Here is a 16,891-nt window from a genome sequence, read left to right as displayed (position 1 = left end):
GGGGCGGTTTAGCGGGGGCGCGGGATGAGGCGTTCCAGCTGGGTGACGTGGGCCGGTTCCAGTTCGGCGATCGTCGATGCACCGAGCAGCTTCATCGTCCGGACGATCTCGTCTTCCAGGATCGCGATGGTGCGGTCGACGCCCGCGCGGCCGCCGGCCATGAGGCCGTACAGGTACGCGCGACCGATCATCGAGAAGTTCGCCCCCAGCGCTGCGGCGGCCACGATGTCGGCGCCGGACATGATGCCGGTGTCGACGCCGATCTCGATGTCGGCGCCGACCTCGCGGACGACCTCGGGCAGCAGGTGGAACGGGATCGGGGCGCGATCGAGCTGACGTCCGCCGTGGTTCGACAAGATGATGCCATCGACGCCGAGGCTCGCGAGCTGTTTGGCGTCTTCGACGTTCTGCACGCCCTTGATGACGATCTTGCCCGGCCAGATCTGACGGATCACGTCGAGATCGGCGTACGAGATCGTGGGGTCCATCGCGGCGTCGAGCAGTTCGCCGACGGTTCCTCCGGTCGAGCTCAGCGATGCGAACTCGAGCTTCGGGGTGGTGAGGAAGTCGTACCACCACCAGGGCCGGACGGCCGCGTTCAGGACCGTCTTCAGCGAGATCTGCGGCGGGATCGAGAAGCCATTGCGCTCGTCGCGCAGACGGGCGCCGGCCACGGGGGTGTCGACCGTGAACTGGAGCGTGTCGAAGCCCGCAGCGGCGGCCCGGCGGGCAAGTTCGTAGGAGATCTCGCGATCGCGCATGACGTAGAGCTGGAACCAGTTGCGACCGTCGGGGTTGGCGGCTTTGACCCCTTCGATCGATGTGGTGCCCAAAGTCGACAAGGTGAAGGGGATCCCTGCGGCACCCGCGGCGCCGGCGCCGGCGATCTCGCCTTCGGTCTGCATCAGACGAGTGAAGCCGGTCGGCGCGATCGCGAACGGCAGACGCGACGGACCGCCGAGGATCGTGGTCGAGGTGTCGACGTCCTGCGCGGGGCGCAGCACCCGTGGGCTGAACTCGACGTCCTCGAACGCCTGACGCGCACGCGCGAGTGACAGTTCGCCTTCGGCGGCACCGTCGGTGTAGTCGAACGCCGCTCGGGGCGTGCGACGTTTGGCGATCGTGCGCAGATCATGGATCGTCAGTGCCGACTCCAGTCTGCGCCGCTTGGGACTCCAAACCGGCTTCTTGAACTTGAGCAGCTCGAAAACCTCGAGTGGGCGGGGGAACTGGCGCTGGACCATGGAACTACTTCCTGTGCGTGGTGTCGTGAGTGGAGTCGTAGTGGGCGACCAGACGGTCGCGGGAGGCGAGGACGTGCGCGCGTGCGAGTCGGCCGGCGCCCTCGACATCGCCTGCGTCGATGGCCTCGAGGATCAACCGGTGGTCGGTGCCGACCTCGTCGGCCGAGCGAAGCCCATGGGCCTCCACCTGGGCGATACCGAGCTCGATCTCGCCCATCAGCAGATCGTGCAGGCGGGGGAGCCGAGTCGAGGCGGTGCCGTGGACGAGGGCCCGGTGGAATGCGAGGTCCCGTGCGGCATAGGAACCGTCGACGGGTAGGTCGAGGAGTGCCCGGTGAGCCTCGCGGGCTTGGTCCGGAACGGTCGAGGTGGCGGCCAGGAGCTCGACGGCGGCCGACTCGATCGCAGCGCGGCTGAAGAACAGATCATCGATGTCATCGCGGCCCAGGCGTCGCACACGGGCCGCGTGGTGCGGCTCGCGGACCAGGAGGCCGTCGACCACGAGACGGTCGATCGCGATGCGAGCCGTGGGACGCGCCACGGCATATGTCGCGGCGACATGCGCTTCGGTGACCGCGGTGCCGGGAGCGAGTCCCCGTGAGAGGATCTCGCCTCGCAGCGCGGCGACAACAGCATCGGGGCGGACTGCGGCGTCGGTCGAAGAGCTAGGCATGATTGTCAGACAATATCAGATTGTCTGACAATCACGCCTACGCTGGTCAGACGGCGACCTGGACGTCCGACTCGACGACGGTCTGGCGCTGGCTGCCCAGACCGTCGATCTCGATGTCCATGACATCGCCGATCTGGAGGTACGGGAATCGACCTGAGAGCGCGACTCCCTCAGGTGTTCCGGTCAAGACGAGGTCGCCGGGCGCGAGATACACGTGCCGGCTGAGATGACGGATGATGTCGGCGACCGAGAAGATCATGTCCTGGGTCGAGGAGTTCTGACGCTGCTCGCCGTTGACCCACGAACGCAGACCCAGTGCTTGTGGGTCGATGCTGTCGGCGGGCACGAGGTACGGCCCGGTGGGGCAGAACGTCTCGGCCGACTTGCCCTTGGACCACTGTCCGCCGGAGAAGTCGAGCTGGCTGGCCCGCTCCGACAGATCGTTGGCGATCGTGTAGCCGGCCACGTACTCCATCGGGTCGTCGCTGTCGCTCAGTTGGCGCGGTGTCGACTTGATGACGATCGCGAGCTCGACCTCCCAGTCCGAACGGGTCGATCCGGGCGGCAGGATGACGTCATCGTGGGGCCCGACGACCGTCGCGGGGTGCTTGTAGAACAGCACCGGCACGGTCGGTGCGGCTGAGCCCGACTCGGCGGCGTGGGCGGCATAGTTCATCCCGATGCAGTTGACCGCCTGCGGACGCGCGATCGGGGCACCGAGACGCACGCCCGCGATGTCGATTTCCTGGAGTTGTCCCGCCGAGAGTGCGGCGGCGACACGGGCGAAGCCGTCCTGCTCCAGAAACGCCCCGTCGATGTCGTCGGTGAGCTGGGACAGACCCCAGGTGCGACCCGACGCATCCAGGACGCCGGGGCGTTCCTGTCCTACTGCGCCGTAACGGAATAGCTGCATGGTGTGACTCCTCGTTCGTGTCATTCGTAGCGTTGAGAGATATTTCGTGCGGCCTGACCCAATGTGTCGATCGTGTCGGTGACCAGCTGTTCGGTGTTGCGGACTTCGGGGATCGAGACGCTGATCGCGGCCCCGACGCCGTCGGGGCGCTCCCGCAACGGGAACGCGATGCAGAAGACGCCCTCGGTGTACTCCCCGCGATCGATCGCGTATCCGCGTTCACGGATCGCGGCCAGCTCGTCGAGCAGTGCCTCGAGATTCGGGAGCGTTGTCGCGGTGTACGGCTGGAACGTCACATCCGCGTACCTGGCCCGCACCTCCTCGGTGGGTAGCTGGCTGAGGAGTGCTTTGCCGATCCCGGTCGCGTACGCCGGGAGGCGGGCGCCGACGTGCGATGCGAGACGTAGCTGGTGATCGGGATCGACCTTGCCGATGTAGACGTTGTCGACACCGTCGAGTATCGCCAGCTGAACTGTCTCGTTGAGCCGATTCCGCACGGTTTCCATGTACGGCTTGGCGATCTCCTCGATGCTGCCGGCACTCAGATAGCTACGGCCCGCCTGCCACAGCCGAATCCCCACTCTGAACTTGCGGGTACCCGGCTCGATCGCCAAGAAGCCGCGCTGCGTCATGGTCGACAGCAGGCCGTGGGCACTGCTCCTCGGGATGTTGATCGCGGCCTGGATCTCTGCCAGCGACATGCCGGCCGGATTGTCGGTGAGGAGTTCCAGGATCTGCAGGACGCGGTCGGCGGACTTGACCGGCGCGCTCATGGGGCCGTCACGACCAGACCGTCGGGATACCGCTCGAGCTGTCCTTCGTCGTACAGCGTGAGGGCGATATCGGCGGTGCGCCGGACCCGATCATGTGCTGCGAGTGCTTCGTAGATGTTCTCGCAGATCCCGATCGGATGGTCTTCACGCAGATTGCGTTCCGTGAAGTATGCGTCGGTGATCGTCACGGTCCCGGCGGGTGTGTCGACCTCGACGGCCATCGACGCCCGATGGTGGGAACCGGTCCACCAGGTCCGAAGACCCGGCAGGATCTCGTCCTCGTCGGCCAGCAGACGTACGCGATCCCAGGCTTCGTGGGTCATATATGACAACACTTCGGGCGGGATCGAGGTCCACCGATCGTCATGAGGATGGCGGTGGCTGGAATGGAAGTGGGTCCAGCCCCGCTCGGTCAAACAGATCTGGGCCTGGTCGAACAGGTGGACGTTCGAAGTTGTGTACAGCTGGAGCGGGGTCAACAGGACATGGGTGATATCGCTCGTGGCCAGCCCCAGTTGTTCGAGTTGGGCGGGCAGCCACTGGCCGTCCTCTCGCTGGAAGGCGGCCCGTTCGCCGAGCAGGGCCGCCCAACCGGCGTTCATCGCCGTGAGGTCTTGGGCAGGTCCGGTTCCGACCAGGATGTTGGCGCCGTCCTGCTGGATCAGGAATGCCTGAAAGGCGAGACGGTGCCACTGTTCCCAATCGGACATCCAGTAGACCTCGGGACCGGGGACTTCCCCGAAACCGAGTGGGAGGATACGTACGCCAAATGTCACAGTGTTCTCCGTTTCATGAGGAAGTTGCGGATTGCTGCGGTCGAAGAACTGCTTTGACCAGGTCGTGCCGGCCATTCATCAGCTCCCCGAAGATCTCGACGCCCTCAGAGAGCTCGAACCGGGTTGTCCATCCTGCCGGAACACGTCGGGCAAGGTTCAACGCTTGGCCGAAATCGTCTGGTGTGTAGCAATACGATCCGATGACCCGCTTCTCAGAGCGGACGATCTCTTGTCCGTCGAAGCCGCTGTCGTCGCTGAGGAGCCCGATCCAGACCGCGGTGCCTCCCGGACGCAGCAGATCGATGCTGGCGGAGTGGGTCGCTGCCGCACCGACCGCATCGATGATGACGTCGAACTCTCCCTCCAGCGCCGGCCCCACGTGGGTCGCGCCGAAGCTGGCGGCATGTGCGAGACGTTCCGGCGCCAGATCGCTGACGCACACCTCGGTGCTGTACTGCAAGGCGACGAGCAGGGCGCCGAGACCGATGGTTCCGGCACCTATGACACCGATCCGCGCACCGGACTCCGGAGCGGCCAGGCGCAGTGCGTGCACCGCGTTCGCGAGAGGCTCGATCATGCACGCGGTGTCGAAGTCGACGTCATCGGGAAGTTCCCACACAGAGGCGGCCGGGACGACGACCTGCTGTGCGAATGCACCTGGACGGTGGATTCCGAGAATCTCCCGCTCGCGGCACAGATGGACGTCATCGCGGATGCACATGTCGCAGGTGCCGCAGTTGAACAGGGGATTGACCGTCACCCGCCGGCCATCGGCCGTGGTGCCGGAGATCTCATGCCCCATGATCAACGGCGGCTTGCGGAGTCCGACGTGCCGGATTCCGTGCAGCTCACTGCCGCAGATACCGCAGGCGACGATGTCGATCAGGATCTCGCCGTCGGCGGCGACCGGCCGCGGAACTTCCTGGATCTCCACCGTGCTGGGGCCGGTGAAGACCAGGGCGGTCATGGTCCCGACAGACGGGGCGATAGCGGTCATCGGACGGTTTCCCTCAAGATTTCCTGGAGGATCTGGGCAGCACGAAGGCGCAGCTGCGGCAGTGACTCCGTCGACAGGTACGCGGTGTGCGGTGTCACGAGGACCCGAGGATGATCGGCCAGCTGCGCCGCGATGTCGACGGGCGGCTCCGACGACAGGACGTCCAAGGAGGCGAAGCCCAGGTCGCCGTTGTCGAGCGCCGCGAGAAGAGCCGGCTCGTCGACGAGGGTGCCCCGTGCGGTGTTGACCAGGTGTCCCTGAGGACCGAGGGCGGCCAGCACTTCGGCATCCACGACTCCCGCGGTCTCGGCGGTCGACGGGATGTGGAGCGACAGATGATTGCTCGCCTCGGCCAGCTCGACCAGGGTCGGCCACAATGTGATGCCGTCGGGCGCATCCTGGACGTACGGGTCCCACGCATGCACCGGGAAGCCCAATGCGGCGACCCGGCTGGCCAGCGATCGGCCGATCCGGCCCAGCCCGACCACACCGACGGGATCTTGTGACGGCGGGAACGGCTTGGCGATGCCGGCTGTCGTCCAGCCTGCGGACACGTAGTTCCGCGCGGACGGAACGAGCTGCCGGTTCTGGGCGTAGATCGCGGCCGCGGCATGATCTGCCACTTCGTCAAGGCAGTAGTCGTCGACATTGCGAACCGTGACGCCGTGCCGCTTCGCGGCTTCGAGATCGATGTTGTCGAGTCCGATGCCGTACCGGACGACGGCGCGTAGGCGCGGCAGGCCGGCCAGGACCCGCTCGGTCATGGGTGCCCACTGCACCAAGATGCCGTCGGCGTCCGCCGCGGCTTCGAGCACGGCGTCTTCGGTCAGCACCTCACAGACGGTGACGGCGAATTCCGGCTCGAGCACCGCCCGCTCGTGGCTGCCGTCGCCCAGGTTGGTGTCGGTGATGACGATGTTGTCCATCGAACTTCCTTGCTCTATGAGGGTGGCTTGCTGCGTGATGTCGGATTGTTGGTCGGTCATGACGAACCGGCGAAAGACGATGATTCGCCGAGACCCTCAGGTCCCATCGCCGAGTAGCCGCCGTCGACGGGCAGGTCCGCGCCGGTGATGAAACTCGCGTCGGTCGAGCACAAGAACGCGATGGCCTTGGCGACTTCGGACGCTTCGCCGAGACGGCGCAACATGTGGAAGCGGCCCCATATGGGCTCCCAGGTGTCTCGGTCGCCGTCGGCTGCTCTGGCGACCTCCGGGGTCCAGACCCAACCGGGACTGACGGAGTTGACCCGGATCTTGTCGACCGACAGGTCGAGTGCCATGCACTTGGTCAAGGTCACGATCGCGCCCTTGGTCGCGTTGTACGTCCAACGCGATGGCTGGGCGATATTGGCCGAGATGCTGCTGGTGTTGACCACGGCGGCGTGCGGCGACGCGGCCAAGAAAGGGTGTGCGGCCTGAACGATATTGCTGATGCCCCGCACGTTGACGCCGAGGGACAGGTCCCAATCGGCGGTCGTCACATCGAGGCCACGGGCGACGAATGTCGCTGCGCAGTTCACGACGAAGTCGAGCCGCCCGCCAGGGACCGCAGCGGCGATGGTGCGTTGGACGCCGTCACTGTCGGAGACATCGACTTCGTGGCCCGTGATGTGCGTACTGGAGATCTCGGCCAGCCCGGATGCGTCGATGTCGAATGCGAGCACGTCGACGCCGCGAGAAGCGAGTTCGAGCGCAGCAGCGCGGCCGATGCCGGATGCCGCTCCGGTCACGATGGCAGTTGTGTCGTTCCAGTCCACTTGATTCCTCCTGGTGGTTGGGTGGGGTCCGGCTGACTGGTCGGACCCCACCGTTCCTCATGCGATGTCGACAGCGACTACTTCGACAGCCAGACGTTGTTGACCGTCGGCACGGAGTACCGAAGTCGGCTGGGCTCATCGAAATCGGTGCTGTGCACCTTCTTGTTGGCGAGGAAGCCGATCGGCTGCGACGTCGTCCAGACCCACGGCAGTTCCTCGGTCAAGATCTTGTCGGCGGCGATCCACAGTTCCTTCTGCTTCGCGACGTCGGACGTTGCCCGCGCCTCGTCCGTGAGCTTGTCGAACTCGGCGTTCGCGAAGCCGGTCGAGTTCAGATCGCCGCTGGAGTAGAAGAAGCGGTAGGGCAGCAGATCAGGCGTCAGGAAGCCGGCCATGGTCCAGCAGGCCGCGTCGTACTTGCCACCGATGAAGTTCGTGACGGCTGTCGTGCTCTCCTGGACGTCGACCTTGACCTTCATGCCGGCGGCGGTGAGCTGGCGTTCGATGACGTCGGTCGTGTTGACAGTCGGCCGGCACATATAGGTGAACGTGACGTCCTTGCCTGTGTCGGCCTTGTATTCGGCAACGAGCTTCTTGGCCGTGGCCAGATCGAACTCAGGATCGGAGTTGCTGTTGGCGAACGGGTCGGTCTTCGGGAAGAGATTGACTGCCGGGTTGGCCAGCCCCTCCTTCGTCAGGTCGACGATCTCCTGCCGGTTGAGCGCGTACGAGACGGCCTGACGGACCCGCAGATCGTCGAACGGCGCCTTTGTCGTGTTGAGCGAAATGCTGTCCTGATCGCTGCCGACGCCCTTGACGACGGTCAGCTGTCCGCCGGACTCTGCCTGCTTGATGATCGTCGGGTTGATCGAGGGCGCGTAGTCGATGTCACCGGCGAGCAGCGCCTGATAGCGGGCCTGCTCGTCCTCGAGGACCTTGATGCTGATCTCATCGAGGTACGGCTTCTGCTTGGCGGTGTTCCAGTAGTTGGGGTTGCGGACCAGGACGACATCCTTGCCCGGCGCCCACGACTTGAGCATGTACGGGCCCATGCCTGAGGCCTTGCTGGTGTAGCCGTCGCCGAGCTTCAGCGCCGTCGGAGAGGCGATGTAGCCGGCTGTGCCCGAGCCGTCGTACGACAGTACGGCGGGCAGGTTGGCGAACGGAGTGCTCAGGTTGAACACGACCGTCGTCGCGTCCGGGGCATCGACCGATTTGACTGCCGAGAGCAGCGAGGCCGCAGTCGACGCGGTCTTCGGATCGAGGTGGCGGTCCATGTTGAATTTGACGGCTTCGGCATCGAATGCGGTGCCATCGCTGAACTTCAGACCGGCCGGGAGCTTCATGGTCCAGACCGTGTAGTCGTCATTGGGCTCGAATGACGTCGCGATGTTCGGCTGGGGCTTGTCACCCAGCTTGTCGACCTTCATCAAGGTGTCGTAGATCGCGTATCCGCTCAGCGCCATCGCATTGGCCGATCCCTTGGCCGGGTCGAGCGTCGTGACCGCGGTGCTCACGGCGACGTTCAGCTTGCCGCCGGTCTGGGGGGACCCGCCGGACTCACCGTCTGAACTCGAGCCGCTGCTGCACGCCGACGCGAGCAGAGAGACGGACAACGCTGCCGCTGCCCACCGCAGTCCGCGGGGGCCGGCCGAGTGCCATTTACTCATATTTCACTCCTACTTTCGTTGCTGTTGGTCAAAGGATGGATACAAGCCGCGCTGTGCGAGGCGCCGACCAGTTCCGGACGCGATTCATCGCACTCAGGGGTGTGACGGGGGCACAGTGCGGCGAAGCGACAGCCGGCGAGATCGCGGCCGTCCACGGTGGTTTCGCGGGTGATGGTCAGCAGGCGCTCGCGCGGGCGGTCGGCCTTGGTCGGTGACGGAATCGCGTCGTGCAAGATCGCGGTGTACGGATGCAGCGACTCGTGGGTCACGGCTGCCGACGTCCCCTCCTCGACAACGGTCCCGGCATACATGACGGCGGTGCGATCGCACAGGGTCGAGACGACCGACAGGTCGTGCGAGATGAACAACATCGCCAGACCCAGGTCGGAGCGCAGGTGATCGAGAAGCTCGAGGATCTGCGCCTGGATCGACACGTCGAGAGCCGAGACGGGCTCATCGCAGATCAGTGCTTCTGGCCGAAGGATCGTGGCGCGGGCAATCGCAGCACGCTGGCATTGACCGCCGGAGACTTCTCCGGGGCGCCGTTCGGCCATCGCCTCGGAGATTCCGACGCTCTCAAGCTCGGCCAGGGCTTGACGTCGTCGAGCCGCCGCATCGCCGCGCTTCCATACTCGCAGCGGCTCGGCGACCGAGTCGACCAAGGAACGTTTCGGATTGAACGAACCGGCCGGGTTCTGGAAGATGGCCTGAACCTTCGGTCCCATCCCGCGCAGCCCCGTCGTGACGTCCTTGCCGTCATATCGGATGCGACCTGTCGTCAGCGGTTGCAGACCCATGAACGCACGAGCGGTGGTGGACTTACCGCATCCGGACTCGCCGACGAGTCCGAGGATCTCGCCGGGCTGAAGCGCCAGCGAGACGTCGTCGATGGCCTGGAACGGGGTGCCGTCCTTGCTGGTGAAGGTCACTCCGGCGTCGATGAGTTCCAGGATCGGCGTGGCCGTGGTCTGCTCAAGCATCGGTGCCTCCAAGCGGAACGGGATTCCAGCACGCGAAGGAGTGCTCCGGTTCGGTACTGACGGGGTCGAGGGCCGGTTGATCGACATGGCACCGATCGAGTGCGGCACTACAGCGCGGGGAGAACCGGCAACCCGCCGGTGGATCGATCAACAGTGGCGGCAGCCCTCGGATCGGGCGCGGCAGGCGGCGTTGACCTGCGGTGTCGATCTTGGGGATCGCATCCATCAGCGCACGCGTGTATCTCATGGTCGGCCGCGAGATCACGCTGTCGACGGGACCGCGCTCGGCGATGCGTCCGGCGTACATCACGGCGACGGAGTCGGTGTGCTCGGCGACGACCCCGAGGTCGTGGCTGATCATGACGAGTCCGATCGAGAACTCGCGGCACAGCTCGTCGAACAGGTCGAGGATGCGAGCTTGCACCGTGACGTCCAGCGCAGTCGTCGGTTCGTCGGCGAACAGGAGCTTGGGGTTGGCGGCCATCGCGATCGCTATCACGACTCGTTGCCGCATTCCGCCCGACAACTCGTGCGCACGTGCCTTGCTGCGGCGTTCGGCCTGTGCGATACCGACCATGTCGATGAGTTCGACAGCACGGGCGGCGGCGTCCTTGCGACCTGTGACACCGTCGCGGCGGACGGCTTCGGCGACTTGCTCGCCGATCGGGGTGATCGGATGGAGTGAGCTGAGCGGGTCTTGGAAGACCATCGCAATCTCACGACCCCACAGATCGCGACGCTCGCGCGGTCGCATGTCGAGGACCGACCGGCCGTTGATCAGGACGGATCCGGTCACCTTGGCCTCGCGAGGGCCGAACAGTCCCATCGCGGCCCGTGACAGGACGCTCTTGCCCGAGCCGGATTCGCCGACGATGCCAAGACGCTCGCCGGCCCGAACCTCCAGGCTCACGCCGTCAACGGCGCGCAGGATGCCCCGAGGGGTGTCGAACTCGACCGCGAGATCCTGGATCGAAAGCAGCGGTTGCTGTGTCATGCGGATGCCTTCCCGCGGGAGTTGTCGGTCAGCAAGAACCTGTCCGAGACGATGTTGAGGCTGAGGATCGTCAGGATCAGGAAGGCTGCCGGCACCAGGATCACGAGCGGATCGGACGACATGTAGATACGGCCTTCGTTGATCATGCTTCCCCACGTGGGCTGCGGCAGAGGAACACCGATTCCCAGGAAGCTCAGGCCGCCTTCGATCAGGATGGCCCGTCCGATGCTGACGAAGGCGAACGAGAGCAACGCCTCCAAGATGTTGGGCAGGATGTCGCGGCGCATGATCGAAGTGATCGGGGTTCCGATCACTTCGGCGGCTTCTACGTACTCCCTGCCGACGACGGACCGGGTCTGGGCCTTGGCGAGTCGCACGAAGACCGGCAGCATCGGCACCGTGATCGCGATCATCACATTGGTGATGGAAGGTCCGAGGAATGAGGTGAGGGCCAGGGCCAGCACGAGACCCGGAAAGGCCAGGATCACGTCGACGAAGAACGAGATGACTGCATCGAACCGGCCGCCCACATAGGCGGCGAGCATTCCGAGCGGGACACCGATCAGTGCCGCGATGGCTGTCGAACCGACACCGATCAACAGCGAGACCCGGGCGCCGTCGAGGGCGCGCGCCAGCAGATCGCGGCCGAGGTTGTCGGTGCCGAGCCAGTGGTCGAGGTTGGGACCCACGAGACGGGCATTCGAGTTCAAGGCCAGTGCGTCGAGGGACAACAGCGTCGGCAGCGCAAGCATCGCCAGGACCAGCGTGATGAGCCAGCCGGCCGCGATGCGCTCGGACCACGGCCACCGGGCACGACGCCTGACCGGCAGGACGTCTTCAGGGTGCGTGGTCGCAGAATCGGTGCTCATCGGGAAGCTCCTCGTGCGAAGGTCCTGGCGACGCTCAGGCGCGGATCGATGATTCCGTACATGACATCGACCAAGGCGTTGATCAAGACGAAGGCGGTGGCGATCAGGAGAACCAGTCCTTGGACCTCGACGTAGTCACGGGAGGTGACGGCCGAGGCGAGTTCGGCGCCGATTCCGGGCAGGCCGAACAGCGACTCGATCACGACTGTCGAACCGATCAAGGTGCCGATCGTGACGCCGATCGACGTGCTGAGACCCAGCAGGCTGGGACGCAGCGCGTGGCGGAACGTCACCCGTGTCGGTGAGATGCCCTTGGCCCTCGCGACGGCGATGAAGTCCTGGCCGAGCGTCTCGATCAGGTCGGCGCGGAGAACGCGCTGGTACAACGCGAATGAACTCGAGCCCAGTGCGATGGCAGGCATCAGCAGCGAGCCGAGATGGTCGCCGACACCTTCGCTCCATGGGACGTAACCGGTGGAGGGGAAGATTCCCAAGCTCACCGAGAAGATCAGGATCAGCAGCACACCGATCACGAAGTCGGGCGTCGACAGCGTGGCGAAGACCCACAGGCTGATGGCCCGGTCGGTCTTGGTCCGTCGGCGGTGCGCAGCCGCTATCGCGGCGGGGATCGCAGCGGCCAGGGCGATGACCTGGCTCCACAGGATCAGTTCGAGTGTGATCGGGGCACGGTCACCGACGATCGACAGGACGGATTGCCCGGTCCGGTAGGACTCGCCGAGGTCGCCGGTGAGGGCGCCGGTCAGCCAGCTGACGAACCGTTCGACGACGGGCTGGTCGAGACCCAGCTCGCCGCGGAGCTGCGCAACGGCCTGCGGGGTCGCACCGGTCTCGCCGAGGATCAGCCGTGCCGGATCTCCGGGTAGCAGCGACAGGCTGAAGAAGCACAGGACGCTGACGACCAGGAGGACTGCGAGCAGTCTGATGACGCGTCGCGCCACGAGCCACATACGGGCTCTCGAAGCTGACGTCGTCATGGTCGGCTCCCTTCGGACAGGAGGATGCGATGTTCTCCGGCCGAGAGTTCGACCGCACCGCGAGTACCGGCGGTCACCTGCTCGCCGTCGATGCTGAGGAGCGTGAAGTCCTCTGGCGTCGTGAACAGTCCGCTGACCCCGCGCGGCACCGTGACCGAGTGGACGACCTGGTCCGTGTCCCACTCCCAGCGGCTGCGCATCTGGCCGACGGGACTGTCGTAGGCACCTTCGACCCAGTCGAGATCGCGGGTGTAGCTCGCGGCGATGCCGACCTGGGAGGTCCACACGCCGTCGCCGGGCCGAAGGCCCAGGAGGTCCTCGAACAGGTAGATGCCCACCGCACCCAGGGCGCAGTGATTGAAGGAGTTCATCTCCGCGGTCGACAGCGAGCCGTCGGGGCGGATGCCGTCCCACTTCTCCCAGATCGTCGTGCCGCCTGCGCCGACCATGTACAGCCAGCTCGGCATGTCGTCGCGTAGCAGGACCTCGGTCGCGAACTCGCGATGTCCGTTGCGGGCAAGAGCGCCCAGCAGGTGTTCGACGCCGTGGATTCCCGTCGTCACGTGTCCGCGCTTCTCGATGTGGCTTCGCAGCAGCGTCGCCATGTCGCGGGCCTCGGAATCATCGACGAGTCCGTAGCCGATCGCCTGCGCATAGACGGTCTGAGTGGCCTTGTCGACCGTGAGGTCGGACCGCAAGAAGTTGGACCGGTACGCCTCGCGCACCCGCGCGGCTTCGTCGGCCCAGCGCCGGGCGTCCTGGTCGCGGCCGAGTCGGGCCAAGACCTGCGACAGCTGGACGAAGGTCCGGTAGGTGTGTGCCGTGCCCACGACGGGTTTGGGCGCCGTGGAGAATGCGCCGGTGTAGGCGTAGCCCGGATGGACTTCTTCATCGTCGTACTCGGGCAGCGACAGCCAGTCGGCGAAGTCGGCTCCCACGGCGTTGACGCGCAGGCCGTCGGGATTGTGGCCCAGAACGTGCTCGGCGAACTTGATCATCGACGGCGCGTGGCGCTCGGCTGCCGTCAGATCGCCGTACCTGTCGACCAGAAGGTGGACCAGGCGCACGTATCCGTCGGCCCACCCCGGAGCGCCAGGACGGTTGTGGGCCGGAGGGATCACCGGCACGTAGGAACGGATCTCGCCGTCGGGTCCCTGGTCGTCGGCTGCATCCGTGGCGAACTTGTCCATGAATGCCGCGGTGTCGAAGAAGAAGGCCGCGGTGGGCGCGATGACGCCGGCATCGCCGAGCCAGCCGTGGCGTTCATCGCGCTGGGGGCAGTCGGTGGCGACTTCGAGGAAGTTGTCGCGAACTGTCCACTCGATCGCGTCCGCGAGGGCGTTGACTCGTGGGTCCGAGCTCGTGAAAGTGCCTGCCCGATCATGTCCTGCTTCGATCGAGACCGCGGTGATCGTGGTGTCGGGATGGATCTTCGTCGCCCCGAACGGGTCGTGACTGGGCAGTCCCCACACCTCGGCGTAGCGGAATCCGTGGCTCGTGAACGAGGGCTCCAGGGTCTGTACGCCCTCGGAATCGTCGACGAAGGTGTCCTCTTGAAAGGCGCCGCGCAGATTGTCGCGCCACACCAGATTGTCCTTGGTCAGGATTTCGCCGTGCCGGACGATGACGTCGGTGCGGGGGATGAGGGGCGAGCTGATGCGGGTCCAGCCCACGAGATTCTGGCCGAAATCGAAGACCAACGGCCCGCGGGCATGTTCGTGGACCAAAGTGCCCTCATGCTCGCGGAAAACCCGGATCGAGTCGTGTGGTTGAGCGACGACATGCGCGTTGATGTCGGAATTGACCTGCACATCGGCCCACGAGCTGTCGTCGAATGCCGGCTCGTGCCAACCGGTCGGCTCCTGCCGTAGGTCGACGGTCTCGCCGCGCAGCAGGTCCGTGCACAAGATCGCACCCGGTGCGGTCTTCCAGTCGCCGTCGGTCTTGCACAGCGTCGTGGCCTGACCGGCCGCATCGATCTGATCGAGCTGGGCGAGCAGTGCGGGATGGGTTCCGTAGTAGCCGGGCTGGCGCAGCAGTCCGAGACGTCCGGCATACCAGCCTTTGGCCAGTGTGATGGCGAGGACGTTGTCACCCTCGCGCAGGATGCCGTCGCAGTCGAACGTCTGGTGGTGGACGCGCACGCCGTAGTCGGTCCAACCGGGACGCAGGAGTTCATCACGGGTCAGCTCGACGCCGTTTAGCCACACCCGGTACAGCCCCAGAGCGGTGATGTAGAGGCGATTGCGGCCAGCCGTGCTCGCGACGTCGAAGGAACGACGCAGATAGGGGACCGGGTCATAGCTCTCGCTCGCGAACTTGTGGGCAGCTGCCTGTGTCCACTGCGCCGACCACTTCGACTCGTCCTCCAAGCCGAGCTCGAAGACGTCGCCGGAGGCCTCGCTTCCCGGGCTCGAAACGGTCCAGGTGTATCGGCCCCGCGACTCCAGAACGTCGCCCGGCACACTGGCGGACGGGCGATCGGTTGTGGTCGCCCAGATCTCGTTGCCTGCCGGGTCGTGCACTGCGACGGTGTAGGGAGCCGCCGAGGTGGGCGCCCACGACAGGTGGGTCGCGCGGACCGGAAGACCCAGCGGAGCAGGTCGATGGCCCGCCCGAAGGTTGGTCGGAGTTTCGTGGTCAGGCACGGTTGGATTCCTCCCTTTCGCGCAGTTCGCGGCGCAGGATCTTCCCCGTGGGTGTCATGGGGATCTCATCGATGATTCGGATGGTTCTGGGGCATTTGAAGGATGCGAGCCGGGATCGGGTGAACTCGGTCAGTTCGGCAGCGGTCGCCGTCTGACCGGGACGGAGCGTGACCACTGCGGCCACGGATTCGCCCCGGTATTCATCGGTCACACCGAATACGGCGGACGACTCGACGGCGGGATGCTCCTCGAGGACGTCTTCGACCTCGCGGGGCCAGACCTTGAACCCGCTCGCGTTGATCTGGTCCTTCTGGCGGTCGACCAGGAAGCACCAGCCGTCCTCGTCGATGAAGGCCACATCGCCCGTGCGCAGCGCGCCTCCGGGAAACGCGGTCTCGGTGGCCTCGGGTTGGCGCCAGTACACGCCGACGACGCCTGGTCCGGCGATCATGAGTTCGCCGGGGACGTGGGGGGCCAGGCGGTTGCCGTTCTCGTCCTCGACCCAAGCGACGGTTCCGGTCACGGGGATGCCGACGGACAGGACGCCGGTGGCAGGGTCGATCCGCGGCTCGGCGTCGCGTGGCGTGGCGTGGCTGATCGATGTGGTCTCGGTGAGTCCATACGCATTGCCGAGTCTGACGCCCATCACTTGCTCGACCTGGTCGGCCACGGCCGGCTTGACTGGCGCGCCGCCGGAATACAGGCACTGCAGGGAGCTGAGATCTCGGCTTTTGCGCGCCAGCGCGGTCAGCATCGCGCGGTAGGCGGTTGCGGCGCAGATCATGAAGGTGATGCGTTTGTCCTCGATGAGATCGAGGGCCGTGTCGGGGTCGAATCGGCCCATCAGCACGAGTTCGCACGGGTTGATCAGCGAGACTGCGAGGTGCCCGATCATTCCGGTGACATGGCACAGGGGAGCGGCCGCGAGCACGATGCTGTGCGGGCCGACGCCGAGTTCATTGCGGTACACCAGCGCACCTGCGGCGACGTGGCGGTGAAGCGCGACGGCGCCCTTCGCCGGGCCGGTCGTGCCGGAGGTGTAGGTGATGAGCGCGGCATGGTCCGGGTCGGGCGTGTAGCCGACCGGACGGCGCAAGGGCGCGTCAGCAAGGGTGGCGGTCAGGTACCGGTCGGCCAGATCAGCATGGCTGTGGATCGATCGGATCCCCAGGTCGCGGGCGGTCGATTCTGCTTCGTCGCTGTCGTCGTGGACGAAGACTCGTGCTTGGCAGTCCGCCAGCAGATGGGCGAGTTCGCGGCTGCGGTACATCGGATTGATCGGCACGACGACGGCGCCGATCTTCCAGGCCGCCAGGACTCCGGCGGCGAACAGCGGGACGTTCTGTAGCTGGAAGGCGATCCGGTCGCCGATCTCGATGCCGGCGTCCTGCCAGTTGGCGGCGAGGGCGTCGGACACATCGTGGATCGCGCCGCGGGTCCAGGTGCGATCCGTGTGATGGAGATAGGCCGCATCGGCTTCGTTGAACACGCCGAGACGGAAGGCTTCGACGACGGTCTGAGCGCCGAATGACATAGCTCCTCCTTTCGGCCCTGACGTGTGAGCTGTACCTCAGGGATCTTGGTCCACCCCGAGCAATGT

The 16,891-nt window shown here is 65.7% G+C and carries 15 protein-coding genes; all 15 read right to left on the bottom strand.

What is annotated here, in order from left to right:
- Positions 1 to 8 precede the first annotated feature (8 nt).
- Complete coding sequence (locus ACXJKC_RS06550) at positions 9 to 1,244, bottom strand: alpha-hydroxy acid oxidase (RefSeq protein WP_456695881.1); 1,236 nt, start codon at positions 1,242 to 1,244, stop codon at positions 9 to 11.
- A gap of 4 nt (positions 1,245 to 1,248) precedes the next feature.
- A complete protein-coding gene (locus ACXJKC_RS06545) occupies positions 1,249 to 1,917 on the bottom strand; it encodes a GntR family transcriptional regulator (RefSeq protein WP_456695880.1) in 669 nt (222 codons plus the stop codon).
- A gap of 46 nt (positions 1,918 to 1,963) precedes the next feature.
- Entirely contained in the window at positions 1,964 to 2,830 is an 867-nt protein-coding gene (locus ACXJKC_RS06540) for a fumarylacetoacetate hydrolase family protein (RefSeq protein WP_456695879.1), read from the bottom strand.
- 20 nt (positions 2,831 to 2,850) lie between these two features.
- Positions 2,851 to 3,603, bottom strand: a complete 753-nt coding sequence (locus ACXJKC_RS06535) for an IclR family transcriptional regulator (RefSeq protein ID WP_456695878.1) — start codon at positions 3,601 to 3,603, stop codon at positions 2,851 to 2,853.
- On the bottom strand, positions 3,600 to 4,313 hold the full coding sequence (locus ACXJKC_RS06530) for a hypothetical protein (RefSeq protein WP_456695877.1): 714 nt from the start codon (positions 4,311 to 4,313) through the stop codon (positions 3,600 to 3,602). Before ACXJKC_RS06530 ends, ACXJKC_RS06535 begins: the two co-directional genes overlap by 4 nt.
- A 79-nt stretch (positions 4,314 to 4,392) precedes the next feature.
- Positions 4,393 to 5,376, bottom strand: a complete 984-nt coding sequence (locus ACXJKC_RS06525; protein WP_456695876.1) for a zinc-dependent alcohol dehydrogenase — start codon at positions 5,374 to 5,376, stop codon at positions 4,393 to 4,395.
- The gene (locus tag ACXJKC_RS06520; protein ID WP_456695875.1) at positions 5,373 to 6,302 is read right to left on the bottom strand and encodes an NAD(P)-dependent oxidoreductase; all 930 of its coding nucleotides are present in this window, start codon (positions 6,300 to 6,302) and stop codon (positions 5,373 to 5,375) included. Before ACXJKC_RS06520 ends, ACXJKC_RS06525 begins: the two co-directional genes overlap by 4 nt.
- Positions 6,303 to 6,358: 56 nt before the next feature.
- Positions 6,359 to 7,135, bottom strand: a complete 777-nt coding sequence (locus ACXJKC_RS06515; protein ID WP_456695874.1) for an SDR family oxidoreductase — start codon at positions 7,133 to 7,135, stop codon at positions 6,359 to 6,361.
- A 77-nt stretch (positions 7,136 to 7,212) separates the two neighbouring features.
- The gene (locus ACXJKC_RS06510; protein ID WP_456695873.1) at positions 7,213 to 8,805 is read right to left on the bottom strand and encodes an ABC transporter substrate-binding protein; all 1,593 of its coding nucleotides are present in this window, start codon (positions 8,803 to 8,805) and stop codon (positions 7,213 to 7,215) included.
- Positions 8,802 to 9,785 (bottom strand): ABC transporter ATP-binding protein, encoded by a 984-nt coding sequence (locus ACXJKC_RS06505; protein ID WP_456695872.1) that lies wholly within the window; start codon positions 9,783 to 9,785, stop codon positions 8,802 to 8,804. The genes ACXJKC_RS06510 and ACXJKC_RS06505 overlap by 4 nt, the downstream gene beginning before the upstream one ends.
- A complete protein-coding gene (locus tag ACXJKC_RS06500) occupies positions 9,778 to 10,779 on the bottom strand; it encodes an ABC transporter ATP-binding protein (protein ID WP_456695871.1) in 1,002 nt (333 codons plus the stop codon). The genes ACXJKC_RS06505 and ACXJKC_RS06500 overlap by 8 nt, the downstream gene beginning before the upstream one ends.
- Positions 10,776 to 11,648 carry an ABC transporter permease gene (locus ACXJKC_RS06495; protein WP_456695870.1) on the bottom strand — a complete coding sequence of 291 codons (873 nt, stop codon included), beginning with the start codon at positions 11,646 to 11,648 and terminating at the stop codon, positions 10,776 to 10,778. Before ACXJKC_RS06495 ends, ACXJKC_RS06500 begins: the two co-directional genes overlap by 4 nt.
- A complete protein-coding gene (locus ACXJKC_RS06490) occupies positions 11,645 to 12,643 on the bottom strand; it encodes an ABC transporter permease (RefSeq protein ID WP_456695869.1) in 999 nt (332 codons plus the stop codon). Before ACXJKC_RS06490 ends, ACXJKC_RS06495 begins: the two co-directional genes overlap by 4 nt.
- Positions 12,640 to 15,291, bottom strand: coding sequence for a family 78 glycoside hydrolase catalytic domain (locus ACXJKC_RS06485; RefSeq protein ID WP_456695868.1), 2,652 nt, complete (start codon positions 15,289 to 15,291; stop codon positions 12,640 to 12,642). Before ACXJKC_RS06485 ends, ACXJKC_RS06490 begins: the two co-directional genes overlap by 4 nt.
- Positions 15,284 to 16,825, bottom strand: coding sequence for a class I adenylate-forming enzyme family protein (locus tag ACXJKC_RS06480; RefSeq protein ID WP_456695867.1), 1,542 nt, complete (start codon positions 16,823 to 16,825; stop codon positions 15,284 to 15,286). The genes ACXJKC_RS06485 and ACXJKC_RS06480 overlap by 8 nt, the downstream gene beginning before the upstream one ends.
- Between the last annotated feature and the right edge of the window lie 66 nt (positions 16,826 to 16,891).

This window comes from Aeromicrobium sp. P5_D10 (assembly GCF_054049535.1).
Note: the sequence above shows the minus strand (reverse complement) of the source record. Positions and strands in the feature narration are given on the sequence as shown.